Source organism: Cystobacter fuscus, from assembly GCF_002305875.1.
In the GTDB taxonomy this organism is placed as follows: Bacteria; Myxococcota; Myxococcia; order Myxococcales; family Myxococcaceae; genus Cystobacter; species Cystobacter fuscus_A.
This window is the reverse complement of the sequence record NZ_CP022098.1, coordinates 929,533-942,535: the sequence shown is the minus strand read 5'-3', so window position 1 is coordinate 942,535 and position 13,003 is coordinate 929,533. Positions and strand designations below refer to the sequence as shown.

Below are 13,003 nucleotides of genomic sequence, written 5' to 3'. Positions count from 1 at the left end.
TCACTCGGCCTTCCGGGGCACCGGCCCCGCGACCACCACGCGGTGTACCGGGTACAGCTCACCCACGGTGATGTCCTTGTCGAGGAACTGCCAGCGGCAGAAGCCGTCGTCGGAGTGGGGCTCGAGCAGGTACACGGCCAGCGTCCCGGCGCGCTGGGCGGTGGGGACGAGCAGCGTGCCCGGGGGGAACTCGCGCGAGGCGCGCTCGGGGGACACGGTGAGCACGGTCTCGAAGCGCACGGGCTTGGGCTTCTGGCTGAGCGGCACCTCGGCCTCACCGGGCGGCGGCACGTTGGCGGCCACGTCGGGGCTGAACGTCTCCTCGCGCCGCGCCACCCGGTAGCTGTCGACCGTGAAGCGCTGGGCGGCCGTGAGGCGCTCGAAGCGGATGCCGTGCCCCTCCAGCCGCGTGGCGAGCGACTCGGGCACGAGGTACGCGGACGGCGTGCTCACCGCCTGGGTGGGCACGAAGGTGCGGTGGTGCGGCATGCGCCAGGTGCGTGGGCGCTTTCCCGGGTAGCGCCGCGCGGTGATGCTCGCCTCGTCGAAGGCGAGGATTTCCGCCACGTCGCCGGACTTCGCGTGGGCGGGGTACTCGAACACCAGCGCGCCCTTCTCATCGCGAGTGGCCACGCCGTAGTTGATGCCCACGAGCGCCGTGACGTCCGGGGACTCGCCGCGCGCGAGGATGCGCTCCCCCTCCGCCTCGGTGATGGCGAGGTAGGAGCTGCTGTTCTTCGCGGCATCCCGGAACAGCTCGAGCAACCACGCCCGCATCACCGCGCAGCGGCGCGGGAAGTCGATGTAGCTGTAGGTCTCCAGCAACACGTCGATACGCCCGAGCAGGCCCCGGTAATGGCTGCCAAAGCGCGGGAGCGCGGGATAGGTGTGCCAGCCCGAGCGCGGGTTGCCCTCCTCCTTGTAATTGCCATACCAGAAGCTCTGGAAGTCGTGACGCTTGGACACCGCCGCGGCCACGCGGTCGAGCATCACGCGGTTGAAGGCGCGCAGCTCGGAGAAGAGCGGCTCGTTCGAGTGAGACGTGTCATACGTCAGATCGAAGGCGTGGATGCTGCCATCGGTGGTGTGGCAGTCGATGAAGACGTGCGGCCACCACTCCTGATGGAGCTTCGCCAGGCAGCGCGTCTCGGGTGCCTCCTGCTTCATGTTGTCGCGGTTGAGGTTCCATCCCTCGCCCGTGTAGCGCGTGCCCACGCCCCCCGGGGGGTTCACCTGCCCCTCGAGCTCGGCCAGGTTGAGCTTGCGGTTGTTCGGGCTGATGCGGTCGTTGCCATCCGGGTTGAAGTTGGGCACCAACACCAGACACAGCTTGTCGAGCAGCTTCTGGCCGAGCTTGGTGAGGGTGAGGTCGCGCGCGAGCGCGAGCACGGACTCCTTGCCCTCGACCTCGCCCGCGTGGATGTTGGCCTCGACCATCACCACGACCTTCTTCTGCTTGCGCGCGAGCGCGGGGGTGAAGCAATTGCGGTCACTCACCACGAGCGCGACCATGGGTTGCCCCTCGCCGCTCTGTCCGAAGTCCACGCGCCGCGCGAGCTTCGTGCGCGCGCAGAGCGCGTCGACGAAGGCAAGCACGTCGGCGTGCCGGGAGGTTTCCTGATAGTTCGTGGCTTCGGCGCGAGTGAGCAACTCTTTCATGGACGGGCATCCGAGCGCTCCCGCCCGGCACCGTCAAGCACTTCCCCCTGCACCGTCCCCGGTTCGCGCCGCCGGGCGATGACTCGCAAACCAAACCGGGGCCGCAAGGTCACCAGCGCCTGGGGAACGACGGGGTGTTCCGGCACCAGTTGGAAGCGGTAGCGCCGCGCGAGCATTGCCAGGCAGAGCTGCCCCTCCAACAGGGCGAGCCCACTGCCGATGCACATGCGCTGTCCACCCCCGAAGGGCAGCCAGGCGAAACGCGGACGCGTCCCCGCGCGCTCGGGCAGGAAGCGGTCCGGGTCGAAGGAGTCCGGACGTTCCCAGAAGGCGGGGTGGCGGTGGATGACATACGGCAACATGACGACGATGGAGCCCCGGGGCAGCATGTAGCCCCCGAGCTCGTCATCGGCGAGTGCCACCCGGCTGATGAGCCAGGCGGGGGGATAGAGCCGCATGGACTCGTCGAAGACGCGCGCGGTGTAGCGCAGGCGGGGCAGGTCCTGGAACGTGGGTGTCCGCTCGTCCAGCACGCCCGTCACCTCCTCGACGAGCCGCTTCGCCGCCTCGGGGTGTTGGTGCAAGAGGAGGAAGGTCCACGCGAGCGCGTTGGCGGTGGTCTCGTGCCCCGCCAGCACGAGCGTCATCACCTCGTCGCGAAGCTGCCGGTCACTCATGCCCTCGCCGGTGTCCGCGTCGCGCGCCGCCATGAGCATGGAGAGGAGATCTCCGCTCGCGTCCGTGCCTCGGTGACGCCCGTCGATGATGCCGTAGACGATGCGATCCAACACGCGGATGGCCGAGCGCAGCCGCAGGTGGCCCGGCAGGGGCAGCAGCGAGGGCAGCGGCAGCGCGGACAGGACGCGCTGGTTGAGTTCCTCCAGCACGGTGGTGACCGCGCGCGCCATGTCGTTCGCGGCGCCGCTCAAGTCCGTGCTGAAGAGCACCTGGCCGGTGATGGACAGCACCAGCCGCATCAACTCCGCGCACAGGTCGAAGGGCTCGCCCCGGGCGGCGAGCGCGTCCCAGCGCGGCAGCGACTCCTCGACGAGCCGGGTGATGAGCGCGGCGATGTCCTCCATGCGCTCGCGGTGGAAGGCGGGCTGGGCGAGCCGGCGCTGGCGCTTCCAGAAGTCCCCTTCGCTCAGGAGCAACCCTTCGCCCAGCACGGGCCGCAGCCGCTGCATCAGCGCGGTCTTCTGGTAGTTCTGCGCGTTGTCCACGAGGACACGTTTGACGTCGTCCGGGTGGCTGAGCTGGTACATGAGCAGGGGACCCATGGGGTAGCGCACCACGTCCCCGTAGCGCTCGCGGCCCCGCTGGAAGAGCGTGAGCGGGTCGGATCTCCGCTCGGGAAGATTGCCGAGGAGCCAGTGCCCCTTGGGGCCGGGAGGAACGCGGGCGGTGGCGGCGACGTGCGTCATGGAAGGGGTGTTTCCAAGGGGTGGTTCCAAGGTGGGGGCTCGGGGGTTCCCTGCGCAAGCGTAGCGGGTCCGCTAAGGTGTCGCGCGTGAGCCCTTCCCGATTCGTTCCTGGATTCGACGCCCCCGACCGTCCGCGTGACTCCGCCCTGCTCTTCGCCGCCCGGGGCTTCGACCTGCTCGTCACCGACGGCGAGGGCGAGGGCGGCGCGCTGCTGCCCACCGTGGGCCGGCTGCCCTCCCTCGCCACCCAGACCCTCTTCCTCGGCACGCTCGATGGCGTGGACTGCTACGTCACCGCCCTGCCCAAGGACACCGAGGCCCCCACTGGCATGAAGTTCATCCCCGGACGCGCCCTCTACTCGCGCGTGGACGAGGACACCTTCGGCATCGTCGGCCGCTCGCTGGCGATCGCCGAGTGGGATCTGCTGCACCGCTTCTGCGGACGCTGCGCACAACCCACGGTGCTCACGCCGGGCGAGCGCGCGCGCCGCTGCTCCGCGTGCCGCACGCCCTTCTATCCGCGCATCTCCCCCGCGGTCATCGTGCTCATCAGCCGCGGGGACGAGATGCTGCTCGCGCGCAACGCGAGCTTCCCCGATGCCTTCTTCAGCACCCTGGCCGGCTTCGTGGACGTGGGCGAGTCGCTGGAGGAGACGGTGGCGCGCGAGGTGCGCGAGGAGGTGGGTCTGGAGCTGAAGAACCTGCGCTACTTCGGCAGCCAGCCCTGGCCCTTCGGCCGCTCGCTCATGGTGGGCTTCACCGCCGAGTACGCCAGCGGGGAGATCCGCGTGGATGGCCAGGAGATCGCCGAGGCCGGCTGGTTCGGCGTGGACCGACTGCCCCGCATCCCTCCGCCCCTGAGCATCGCGCGGCGACTCATCGACTCCCACATCGCCCAGGTGAAGGGCCGCGCCTCATCGCCTTGAGCCCCCTGCCTCCGGGCGCCCGCCGCGCCGCCTGGGGGGCGGGCCCACCGCGGGGACCAGCTCCGCGCTTGCATCGCCCGCGCGGGTGGGGTTGAAGCGATTCTCCCCCCGGATTCTCGCCCATGCCCCTCGCGCGCCCCCACATCGAGCCCCGTCGTGTTCCCACCGCTGACTCGGTGGTGGTCAAGGAGATCTACCTCTCGGTGCAGGGCGAGTCCTCGCACGCGGGACTGCTGTGCTCCTTCGTGCGGCTCACCGGCTGTCACCTGCGCTGCTCCTACTGCGACAGCGAGTTCGCCTTCCATGGCGGCCAACGCCGCAAGATCTCCGAGGTGGTGGACGAGGTGAAGGCGCTCGGCTCGCCGCGCGTGGAGGTGACGGGGGGCGAGCCCCTGCTACAGCCCGGGGTGTATCCGCTGATGGAGCAGTTGCTCGGCGCCGGCCTGACCGTGCTCCTGGAGACCAGTGGTGCCATCGACGTGCGGCTCGTGCCCCCCGCGGTGCACAAGATCGTGGACATGAAGACGCCCTCCTCCGGTGAGAGCGATCGCAACGACTACCGCAACCTCGAGTCGATGAACGCCAACGACGAGCTCAAGTTCGTCATCGGCAGCCGAGAGGACTACGAGTGGAGCAAGCGGCTCATCACCGAGCACCGGCTGTTGGACAGGCCCTACGAGCTGCTCTTCTCCACCGTGCACGGGAAGATCACCACGAAGGACCTGGCCGAGTGGGTGATCGCGGACCGGCTGCCGGTGCGCTTCCAGCTTCAGATGCACAAGTACATCTGGGATCCAAACGAGCGCGGGGTGTGAGCCTCAGGGCCCGGCCAGGGCGCGCAGGCCCAGGACGAGCCGCAGCACGAGCAAGCCCTGGAGCAGGGCGAAGCCGAGGTTGAGCCATGCGAGCGCGCGGGTCCACCGCGCCAGCGAGCCCGCCGGAGTGGAGCGCGCGCCGGGCCCCAGGCGGCGCAGTTCACGCGATGCCAGCACCCCGCCCACCCCGGCCGCCAGCACGTTGAGCACGGGCAGGCGGCGCAACAGGGGCAGCACGATCAGGGCCCGCTCGGGGTCCACCTTCACGTGCAGGGGCAGGAGCAGGGTGAACGGCGAGGACATCATCGCGGCCACGCACAGGCCGAACGCCAGCTTGAGCGGGAGCGAGGCCGCGCCGTGCGCCCGGAGCAGCGGAAGGCAGGACGCGCAGGTGGCCGACTCGCCGAGCAACTCGGTGCACTCGCCGCACAGGAAGGTGCCGCAGCGCACGCAGGTGGCGACCGCCGGGCGCTGGTGCGGCGGACAGCGGGGAGTGCTCGAGGCCAGCGGCTCGGCAGTGGGGACCACGGGCGCCACGTCGCGGAGCGGCTCAGAAGGGCGTGGGCGGAGGCGGACGCACCATCACCTGCTCCAGGGCATGGGCGCCGAGGCCCAGGAAGACGGCGGTGAGCAGGGTGCTGCCGAAGAAGCCCGCGAGGATGAGGTTCTTGCGCGAGTGCTCGAACTGACTGAAGGCATACACGGGCAGGTAGAACGGCACCAGGAGCACCATCATCCCCGTGCCCAGGCTGCGGCGGAACGCATGGACGAGCAGGAAGAGGGCACACACGAACGTGATGACCCCGAACAGGGCGGCGAGCGGAAGGAGCGGCACGGGTTTCCAAATAACACGCGCGCCGCCCCGTGCTAAAGGACGCTTCCCCGTCTCCTGACCGAGGTTCCTGGATGATTGCCACCCTGAAGACACTGCTCACCTTCATCCTGGCGGGAGCCTTCGGGGGACTGGCCACCGCCTCGTGGCTGGGACCCAAGTGGCTCGAGTGGGACAACACCACCCGCATCCAGGCGACCCAGACGATGTGCAACCTGCCCGAGGTCATCCGCAGCGTCACCGCGCAGTTGCTGGGCTACCAGCTCACCGGCACCGGCGTGGGCGCGGGCATCGGACTCGTGCTGGGCATCGTCTTCCTGGTGATGCGCTCGAAGAAGCAGAAGGTGCCCCAGGTGCCTCCCGCCGCGCCGCCCCCCGCCGCGGCCTGAGCGCGCCTCCTTCGCCCACCCGGGCTCACCGCCCGGAGCCCGTGTCCCGGACGCCGCTGCGCATCCAGGCATCCCAGGGGAGGGGCTCGGCGATGCGCTCGACGAGGAAGTCGACGAGGGTGCGCACCTTGGGCGAGAGATAGCGTCGGCTCGGATAGACGGCGTAGAGGGTGAGGGGCGACACCGGGTAGTCCGACAGCAGCCGCACGAGGCGGCCTTGTCGCAGATCCTCGCCCACCAGGAAGGTGGGCTCCAGGATGATGCCCCGTCCCGCCACCGCCGCCGCGCGCAGGGAGTCCCCGTTGTTGGTGGCGAGCCGACCCTGGACGGACACCCGGACGGGCCCCGAGGAACCCTCGAACTCCCAGACGCCGCGCAGCGCGTCGTACGTGTAGCACAGGCACTCGTGGTGACGGAGCTCCTCCGGCGTGCGCGGCACCCCATGGCGCTCGAGGTAGGAGGGCGCCGCGCAGGCCACCAGGCGCGCCTGGGCCAGCGGCCGGGCCACCAGCGTCGTCTTCAGCTCCTGGGTGATGCGCAGGGCCAGGTCATAGCCCTCCTCGACCAGGTCCACCATGCGGTCGGACAGCGACAGCTCCAGCGTCACCTCCGGGTAGCGCTCCATGTAGTCCAGGAACAGCGGTGTGAGGTGCTGGACGCCAAAGGACACCGGCGCCGCCACCCGCAGCAGACCCTGGGGCCGCCCCGCCGCCGAGGAGATGGTCAGCTCCGCCTCGTCCAGGTCGTTGAGGATCTGCGCGCAGCGCTCGTAGTAGCTCCGTCCGCTGTCGGTGAGGTACAGCCTGCGCGTCGTGCGATGCAGCAGCCGCACTCCCAGCCGCGCCTCCAGCTCGGCCACCTGACGCGACGCCGCCGTGGCCGAGATGCCCAGCCGCTCCGCCGCCCGCGAGAAGCCTTCCAGCTCCACCACCTTCGCGAACACCCTCATCGCCTGAAAGACATCCATCCGCTCATTCTCCCGTTTCCCGGGATAATGATTTTACCAGAACCCCATTTTTCAGCCCCCCGGGAAAGATGTATCGATTCAGCGAGCCGCAGTTGTTCGCTGGCCCAGCCCCCCCTCCCGCGAGGAATCGATCATGCAAGCAGCCCTGGGACACCTGGACGCCCTGTCGCGCGAACTGGAGGGGCACGCCATCTACCGTTGGATTGGCGACTCGCACCTGAGGGACTCGCGGCGGCACTACGACTGCTTCATTCCCCTGCTCGGCTTCGTGATGTCCTTTCCCTTCTACAACGAGCGTTATCTCGCGTTCCGCAAGAATGAGAAGGAATCGGAGCAGGACGCGAAGCTCAAGGACACCATCAACGACCATGTCGTGGAGGACCGGACGCACGCGCGGCTCTTCCTGGCGGACTTCCGCCGGCTGGAGCTGGACGAGTTGTGGGGGACCCGGCGCGCCAGCTCGCTGATGTGGGCGCTGTGGATGTCACCCATGCTCGACCGGGGACGCGCCGTGGAGAGCCAGCGCATCCAGGAGCTCGTCGGTGACGAGGCGACGGAGCCCGCCTACCGCTACCTGCACGTGGAGCAGCTCGAGAAGGATGGTCACCTGCTCTTCTCCGCCACGACGAACCAGGCGCTGCAGGTGAGGCGGCAGACGGGCATCGTCCCGGTCTACTTCGGCATGCACCACCTGGAGCGGGAGTCGGGACACGTGGGCAGCTCGGAGTCCGAGCCAGTGACGTTCTCGCCCGAGCAGAGCGAGCGGGCCCTGAGGCTGGTGGAGCGCAAGCATGCGCTCTCGGTGGAGATGAACGACTTCATGCACCGCTTCGTCCAGACGGCGGAGGAGGCCGGTGGGCCGGGGCCGCTGCTGACGCGCGAGCGGCGTGAGCGCATGCGGCTCGTTCGCGAGCAACTGGACGCGTACCAGGCCGGCCAGCTTCCGGCGCCGACGTGGAACCCCCGGCCCGAGAAGTTCACCGAGCAGGGCGATCTCATCGCCGCCTGGTACCGCCACCATGCCGACTTCGTGGGCCACCCCATCTCCGCGATGATGCGCGAGGCACAGGGCAAGGAGGCGCTCTTCATGCTGCGCTGCGCGGCGCTGCTGTTCGCCCCCCGCATCAGCGCGCTGCATTCATTCTACCTCCAGGACTGCCGGGTGCAGGAGCCCGCCACGGGGCCCGGTACCCCCACGGTGGACTTCCTGCGCCGCACGTTCTCCACCGAGGCCGAGCTGTTCCTGCATGACTGGGAGGTGCTGGACATGGATGCCCGCATCCCCTGGACGCCCGCGGAGCTGCTCGAGTGGTGGTTCTTCGACAAGGTGTATGGCCGGCCGGAGATGGAGGCCCTGCACGAGTTCCGGCGCGAGACGCTGCGCGTGCCCAATGATCCCCTGCTCAAGTACTGGGCCCTCATGTCCGTGCACTTCATGTCGCGCGCCTTCTTCGGCAACCTGCGCGTGCTCACGGAGCGCTTCGCGGCGGACCACCCGACGAGCCCTCCCCTCATCTATCTCGAGGGCACGCACCACCTGCTTTACGCCCAGCAGGCGTCCGACTGGAGGGAACCCATCTGTCCCACCTCGCTCGCGCACCTGCCGGCGACCTACGAGCAGCGGCGCGCGGTGCTGCGGATGATGGACGCGTTCGCCACGTACGGCCGCCAGCAGTTCGACAACCTGGCACGGGCCCTGAGCACGGACCGGGAGCACTTCGCCTTCCTGCTCGACGAGGCGGAGGAGAGGGCCTCGGTATGAAGACCCGGATCACCCAGCAGTACGGACTGGACGTCCCCATCATCAGCGCCGGCATGGCCTTCCTCGCGGGGCCCGCCCTCGCGGCCGCGGTGAGCAACGCGGGCGGACTGGGCACGCTGGGCGGGGCGATGCTGCCGCCGCCCGCCCTGGGCGCCATGATCCGGGCCACCCGGGAGCTGACCGCGCGCCCCTTCGGCGTGGACCTGATCGGCGACTTCGTGGAGGACGCCCACATCGAGGTGCTGGCCGAGGAGCGGGTGGCGGTGGTCGTGTTCTTCTGGACCCTGCCCCGGCGCGCGCACGTGGAGCGGCTGCGCGGCGCGGGCACGCGGGTGTGGATCCAGGTGGGCTCGGTGGCGGAGGCGCGCGAGGCGGCGGACCTGCGAGCCGACGCGATCATCGCGCAGGGTGCGGAGGCGGGCGGACACAACCGCGCGGAGGCGAGCACCTTCGCGCTGCTGCCGGCGGTGCGCGCGGCGGTGGCGCCGCTGCCGGTGATCGCCGCCGGGGGAATCGTGGATGGCCGCGGGCTGGTGGCGGCACTGGCGCTCGGGGCGGAGGCGGTGTGGTGTGGCACCCGCTTCCTGGCCAGCGTGGAGGCCCAGGCCCATGACGAGTACAAGCGCCGGGTGCTCGCCGCGGGCGTGGGCGACACGGTGCGCACCACGCTCTTCGGCCCCGAGTGGCCCGGTCAGGCCATGCGCGTGCTGCGCAACCGAGCGGCGCGCGAGTGGGCCGGCCGGGAAGCCGAGGCCCTGGCGCTGCCGGCATCCGAGCCCATCGGCCACACACTGTTGGGAGGTCAGCGCGTGCCCCTGCCCCGCTTCTCCGCGCTCCTGCCCACCGTGCACACCGAGGGTGATTTCGAGGAGATGGGCCTGACGGTGGGTGAGGCATGCGGCAACGTGCGCGAGCTGCGTCCGGCCGCCGAGCTCGTCTCGACGATGGCGGCGGAGGCCCGCGAGGTGCTCACCACGCTCGGCCAGACCGTGGGCGGCTGAGGCGCCTCAGGCCGCGGGCAGCTCCACGATGAAGCGCGCGCCGCCCTCGGAGCGGTTCTCCGCGCGCAGCGTGCCGCCAAAGGACTCCACGTACTGCCGTGACAGCGCGAGCCCCAGCCCCGTGCCCTTGCCCGGCGCCTTCGTGGTGAAGAAGCTCGTGAACAGCCGCGAGAGGTGCTCGGCCCGGATGCCGGGCCCGTTGTCCTCCACCAGCACCCGCACCCGCTCCTCGTCCACCTGCACCCGCAGCGCCACCCGCCCGTCGGACACCTTCGCCTCCTCGATCGCGTCCGCCGCGTTGAGCAGCAGGTTGAGCAGCACCTGCCCCAGTCGGCGCGGCTCGGCCCGCGCCCGAGGCGTCTCCGGCACCTCCACCGCCAGGCGCACCAGGGTCTTGAGCCGCACCGACGCCAGCCGCACGCTCGTGTCGATGACCGGCCCCAGGTCGCACGGGCTCACGGGCTCGGGCTGCTCCGAGCGCGACAGCGCCGTGAGATCCCTCACGATCTGATGGATGCGCTCCACGCCGTGCATCGTCTCCTGGAGCGCGGCGGCGTATTCGGAGTCGCTCGCGTCCCCCGTGGGCCGGGCCTCCTCCTGGAGGAAGCGCAGGTTGGCCTGGATGTAGGCCAGGGGGTTGCGCACCTCGTGGGCCACGCCCGCCGCCAACTGCCCCAGCTGCGCCATCTGCTCGGCGCGCAGCGCCCGCTCGTTGGACTCGTCGAGCGCCCGCCGCGCCAGCTTCTGCTCCGCCGCGGCCTTCGCCCGCTCGAGCAACAACCGCTGGTAGAAGAAGGTGAGCTGGATGCCCACCGACTCCACGATCAGCATCGGTATCCACGACAGGAAGCGCTCCTTGGGCGCCCCCCCCGCCCACAGCATCGAGCCCGCCACCATCAGCATCAGCAGGGTGCTCACCGCCCCATGCCACAGCCCCCTGCCCATCAGCAGGGAGACCGCGGGCATCAGACACAGCCAGTGGAAGATGGGGCTGTTCAAGCCCCCCAGCCGGTAGATGATCAGGCCGAAGAACACGTTGGGCAGGATCACCCCGGAGAGAATCCGCAGCATCGAGCGCCGCACCGGGCCCGCCCGGGGCAGCGACCTGCCCGACAGCACCGTCAGTCCCGCCCAGACGCAGCGCAGCGCCAGCGTGTCCCAGGTCGGCCGGAGCACCGACAACATGTCGGCGCTCCAGAACAGCACCCACGTCAGGGAGGCCGCGTAGAACAGGCGCTGCTCGTCCGCGAGCCGCGCCTCTCGAGCACGGGTCTCTGCCTCCAGCACACCCGGAGTCAACCCTTCGTCCACCGATCGCATGTGCATCCCATGACGCCCAAGTTCCCCGGGAGAGGAGCGCGTCGGGGCGCAAGGTCACATGACCAGGGATCAGGTCTAATTGGACCCGGAGTCATTTGACGCCTGGTGAACAAGGCGCAACTTCGCGGCGCGAGACAGCCGCTTGAGCGCCGCTTCCCGGCGCAGGGCGGAACCCCGATCCACCGCGGGCTCGCTCCACACCAGCGTCACCGGCAGGCGCGCCCGGGTGTAGGCGGCGCCTCGGCCCCGGTTGTGGGTGGCCAGACGGCGCTCCAGGTGGTTGGTCGCCCCCGTGTAGAGCGTCCCATCCCGACAACACACCATGTAGACGACCCAGGCTCCGGACACGGCGCGGGTGAGCATAGCGCACGCGCCTTCCCACATGGCCGCCCACTTTTCCCACCCGGTGACTCACCGGGGCACCAGCCGGGGTCCAAGCGGGCGAGGCGCCCCACACGCCGCCATCACCAACGACACGGGCAGGAGGGGATCCACCTCCCACGCCGACATCACGTGCTCCCGACTGAGCAGCCCCACCATCCGCCCCGCCTCTCCCAGCACGGGCAGCAGCCGGACACCGTGGCGCTCCATCACCCCCAAGGCCCTCAAGAGGGTATCCGTGGGCTCCAGAGCGACCTCCATGGGGGATAACTTTTCCGCAAAGCTCGGCTTTTGCCGCATCTACCCGCCTCCCGGTTTGAGTGGGTAGGACACCCTGCAACCTCCTTGCCGATTGGGGGGATTGTGTAATTTTCCACGAAGCCCACCCTGGAAGGGCGTTAGAGTTCCCAGGTGACGAACCGAAACGGACCCAGGCTGACGCGGATGGCCGACCTCTTCTCGCGAGCGGTGAATCGCGAGGGGGAAGGGTTGCTCACGCTGCCCTTCAAGCCGGACGAGCTGTACCGGGTGCCCACGGACGACGGGGCCGCGGTGGCGCTGGGCCGCTACCACGCCCGGGGCGAGCGCCGCTGGGCCGAGCCCGTCATCCTGTGCCATGGACTGGGCGTCAACCGCTTCCACATGGACTTCGACGAGCGCTACAGCCTGGCGCGCTACCTGGCCCGGGCTGGCTTCGAAACATGGGTGATGGAGCTGCGCGGCCGGGGGCTGGCGGGCCCTTGCGGGGAGTTCTCCTTCGATGATCTCGCCGAGCACGACGTGCGCTGCGCGGTGCGCACCGTGCTGTCCACCGGGGCCAAGGAAGTTCTCTGGGTGGGACATTCCAAGGGTGGACTGACGCTCTACGGTCACCTGGCGCGAAACCCGCAAGTGCCGGTGCGCGCCGCGGTGGCGATCGGCAGTCCCTTCACCTTCGCGGTGCAGCCGGGTCTCAAGCAATTCATCCAGCGCATCGAGCCGCTGCTGCGGCTCAAGTCCATTCCCGTGCGCCGCATCACCGGCATCGCCCTGTTCGGCGCGCCCCCGGGGCCCCTCACCCGCTACATGATGTTGGCGGACAACATGGATCCGGACGTAGTGCGCCGGTGCCTGGCCAACATGCCCTCGGACATCTCCGGAGGGGTGGTGCGCCAGTTCGCCCAGTGGATCACCACCGACTCCTTCTGCATGGCGGACGGCACCTGCTACCGCAAGCCCCTGGCCGGGGCGAAGCTGCCGGTGATGCTCCTCGCCGGAAGCAAGGATCTGCTCGCCCCGCCGCTCGCCGTGGCGCGCGCCCAGGAGCACCTGGGCGGCCCGGTGAAGCTGGTGGTGGCCGGACGGGGGCATGGCTTCGCCGAGGACTACGGGCACGCGGACCTGGTGCTCGGACGCCGGGCCCCGGACGAAATCTTCCCGCTGGTGGAAGCGTTCCTGTCGACACACGCGACCCGGGTTTGAGGGGCTGGAACAGGGCCGTGACCGGGCCGGAAGGGCCGCCCCGTTGTCCCCTCCTCCCGGGCGTGC

The 13,003-nt window shown here is 69.9% G+C and carries 14 protein-coding genes; 6 read left to right on the top strand and 8 right to left on the bottom strand.

Annotated features, from left to right (window positions below; genetic code table 11):
• On the bottom strand, window positions 1–1,659 hold the full coding sequence (locus CYFUS_RS04010) for a M14 family zinc carboxypeptidase (RefSeq protein WP_095984025.1): 1,659 nt from the start codon (window positions 1,657–1,659) through the stop codon (window positions 1–3).
• Window positions 1,656–3,083: a cytochrome P450 gene (locus CYFUS_RS04005; protein ID WP_095984024.1), complete on the bottom strand. Its 1,428-nt coding sequence runs from the start codon at window positions 3,081–3,083 to the stop codon at window positions 1,656–1,658. The genes CYFUS_RS04010 and CYFUS_RS04005 overlap by 4 nt, the downstream gene beginning before the upstream one ends.
• A gap of 86 nt (window positions 3,084–3,169) precedes the next feature.
• Between CYFUS_RS04005 and nudC the strand changes: the two genes are divergently transcribed.
• Both nudC and CYFUS_RS03995 read left to right on the top strand, forming a co-directional pair.
• Window positions 3,170–4,009: an NAD(+) diphosphatase gene (gene nudC, locus CYFUS_RS04000; RefSeq protein ID WP_095991782.1), complete on the top strand. Its 840-nt coding sequence runs from the start codon at window positions 3,170–3,172 to the stop codon at window positions 4,007–4,009.
• 122 nt (window positions 4,010–4,131) lie between these two features.
• The gene (locus CYFUS_RS03995) at window positions 4,132–4,824 is read left to right on the top strand and encodes a radical SAM protein (protein ID WP_095984023.1); all 693 of its coding nucleotides are present in this window, start codon (window positions 4,132–4,134) and stop codon (window positions 4,822–4,824) included.
• A 3-nt stretch (window positions 4,825–4,827) separates the two neighbouring features.
• Here the strand turns inward: CYFUS_RS03995 and CYFUS_RS03990 are convergent, their stop codons facing one another.
• Both CYFUS_RS03990 and CYFUS_RS03985 read right to left on the bottom strand, forming a co-directional pair.
• A complete protein-coding gene (locus CYFUS_RS03990; protein ID WP_157758223.1) occupies window positions 4,828–5,352 on the bottom strand; it encodes a B-box zinc finger protein in 525 nt (174 codons plus the stop codon).
• Between the two features lie 22 nt (window positions 5,353–5,374).
• Window positions 5,375–5,659: a hypothetical protein gene (locus tag CYFUS_RS03985; protein ID WP_095984021.1), complete on the bottom strand. Its 285-nt coding sequence runs from the start codon at window positions 5,657–5,659 to the stop codon at window positions 5,375–5,377.
• A gap of 71 nt (window positions 5,660–5,730) precedes the next feature.
• Here CYFUS_RS03985 and CYFUS_RS03980 point away from each other — a divergent pair, with 71 nt between their 5' ends.
• Window positions 5,731–6,045, top strand: a complete 315-nt coding sequence (locus CYFUS_RS03980) for a hypothetical protein (protein WP_232537352.1) — start codon at window positions 5,731–5,733, stop codon at window positions 6,043–6,045.
• A 25-nt stretch (window positions 6,046–6,070) separates the two neighbouring features.
• On the opposite strand, the gene CYFUS_RS03975 is transcribed toward CYFUS_RS03980, so the two are convergent.
• Window positions 6,071–7,012 carry a LysR family transcriptional regulator gene (locus CYFUS_RS03975; protein WP_095984020.1) on the bottom strand — a complete coding sequence of 314 codons (942 nt, stop codon included), beginning with the start codon at window positions 7,010–7,012 and terminating at the stop codon, window positions 6,071–6,073.
• Between the two features lie 133 nt (window positions 7,013–7,145).
• Between CYFUS_RS03975 and CYFUS_RS03970 the strand changes: the two genes are divergently transcribed.
• Together CYFUS_RS03970 and CYFUS_RS03965 are read left to right on the top strand one after the other, a co-directional pair.
• Window positions 7,146–8,774: a hypothetical protein gene (locus tag CYFUS_RS03970; RefSeq protein ID WP_095984019.1), complete on the top strand. Its 1,629-nt coding sequence runs from the start codon at window positions 7,146–7,148 to the stop codon at window positions 8,772–8,774.
• Window positions 8,771–9,775 carry an NAD(P)H-dependent flavin oxidoreductase gene (locus CYFUS_RS03965; protein ID WP_095984018.1) on the top strand — a complete coding sequence of 335 codons (1,005 nt, stop codon included), beginning with the start codon at window positions 8,771–8,773 and terminating at the stop codon, window positions 9,773–9,775. The genes CYFUS_RS03970 and CYFUS_RS03965 overlap by 4 nt, the downstream gene beginning before the upstream one ends.
• 6 nt (window positions 9,776–9,781) lie before the next feature.
• Here CYFUS_RS03965 and CYFUS_RS03960 read toward each other — a convergent pair whose 3' ends face one another.
• The 3 genes from CYFUS_RS03960 to CYFUS_RS03950 form a co-directional block, all read right to left on the bottom strand.
• The gene (locus CYFUS_RS03960) at window positions 9,782–11,101 is read right to left on the bottom strand and encodes a sensor histidine kinase (protein WP_095984017.1); all 1,320 of its coding nucleotides are present in this window, start codon (window positions 11,099–11,101) and stop codon (window positions 9,782–9,784) included.
• Between the two features lie 69 nt (window positions 11,102–11,170).
• A complete protein-coding gene (locus CYFUS_RS03955; RefSeq protein WP_095984016.1) occupies window positions 11,171–11,458 on the bottom strand; it encodes a GIY-YIG nuclease family protein in 288 nt (95 codons plus the stop codon).
• Between the two features lie 48 nt (window positions 11,459–11,506).
• Window positions 11,507–11,737, bottom strand: a complete 231-nt coding sequence (locus tag CYFUS_RS03950; RefSeq protein WP_095984015.1) for a CBS domain-containing protein — start codon at window positions 11,735–11,737, stop codon at window positions 11,507–11,509.
• Window positions 11,738–11,920: 183 nt separating this feature from the next.
• Between CYFUS_RS03950 and CYFUS_RS03945 the strand changes: the two genes are divergently transcribed.
• The gene (locus CYFUS_RS03945) at window positions 11,921–12,937 is read left to right on the top strand and encodes an alpha/beta fold hydrolase (RefSeq protein WP_095984014.1); all 1,017 of its coding nucleotides are present in this window, start codon (window positions 11,921–11,923) and stop codon (window positions 12,935–12,937) included.
• Window positions 12,938–13,003: the final 66 nt, after the last annotated feature.

What these genes read in the sequence shown, in the direction of transcription:
- CYFUS_RS04010 (WP_095984025.1), bottom strand. Translation starts at nt 1,659, where the DNA reads ATGAAAGAGTTGCTCACTCGCGCCGAAGCCACGAACTATCAGGAAACC.
- CYFUS_RS04005 (WP_095984024.1), bottom strand. Translation starts at nt 3,083, where the DNA reads ATGACGCACGTCGCCGCCACCGCCCGCGTTCCTCCCGGCCCCAAGGGG.
- CYFUS_RS03995 (WP_095984023.1), top strand. Translation starts at nt 4,132, where the DNA reads ATGCCCCTCGCGCGCCCCCACATCGAGCCCCGTCGTGTTCCCACCGCT.
- CYFUS_RS03980 (WP_232537352.1), top strand. Translation starts at nt 5,731, where the DNA reads ATGATTGCCACCCTGAAGACACTGCTCACCTTCATCCTGGCGGGAGCC.
- CYFUS_RS03975 (WP_095984020.1), bottom strand. Translation starts at nt 7,012, where the DNA reads ATGGATGTCTTTCAGGCGATGAGGGTGTTCGCGAAGGTGGTGGAGCTG.
- CYFUS_RS03970 (WP_095984019.1), top strand. Translation starts at nt 7,146, where the DNA reads ATGCAAGCAGCCCTGGGACACCTGGACGCCCTGTCGCGCGAACTGGAG.
- CYFUS_RS03965 (WP_095984018.1), top strand. Translation starts at nt 8,771, where the DNA reads ATGAAGACCCGGATCACCCAGCAGTACGGACTGGACGTCCCCATCATC.
- CYFUS_RS03960 (WP_095984017.1), bottom strand. Translation starts at nt 11,101, where the DNA reads ATGCACATGCGATCGGTGGACGAAGGGTTGACTCCGGGTGTGCTGGAG.
- CYFUS_RS03955 (WP_095984016.1), bottom strand. Translation starts at nt 11,458, where the DNA reads ATGCTCACCCGCGCCGTGTCCGGAGCCTGGGTCGTCTACATGGTGTGT.
- CYFUS_RS03950 (WP_095984015.1), bottom strand. Translation starts at nt 11,737, where the DNA reads ATGGAGGTCGCTCTGGAGCCCACGGATACCCTCTTGAGGGCCTTGGGG.
- CYFUS_RS03945 (WP_095984014.1), top strand. Translation starts at nt 11,921, where the DNA reads ATGGCCGACCTCTTCTCGCGAGCGGTGAATCGCGAGGGGGAAGGGTTG.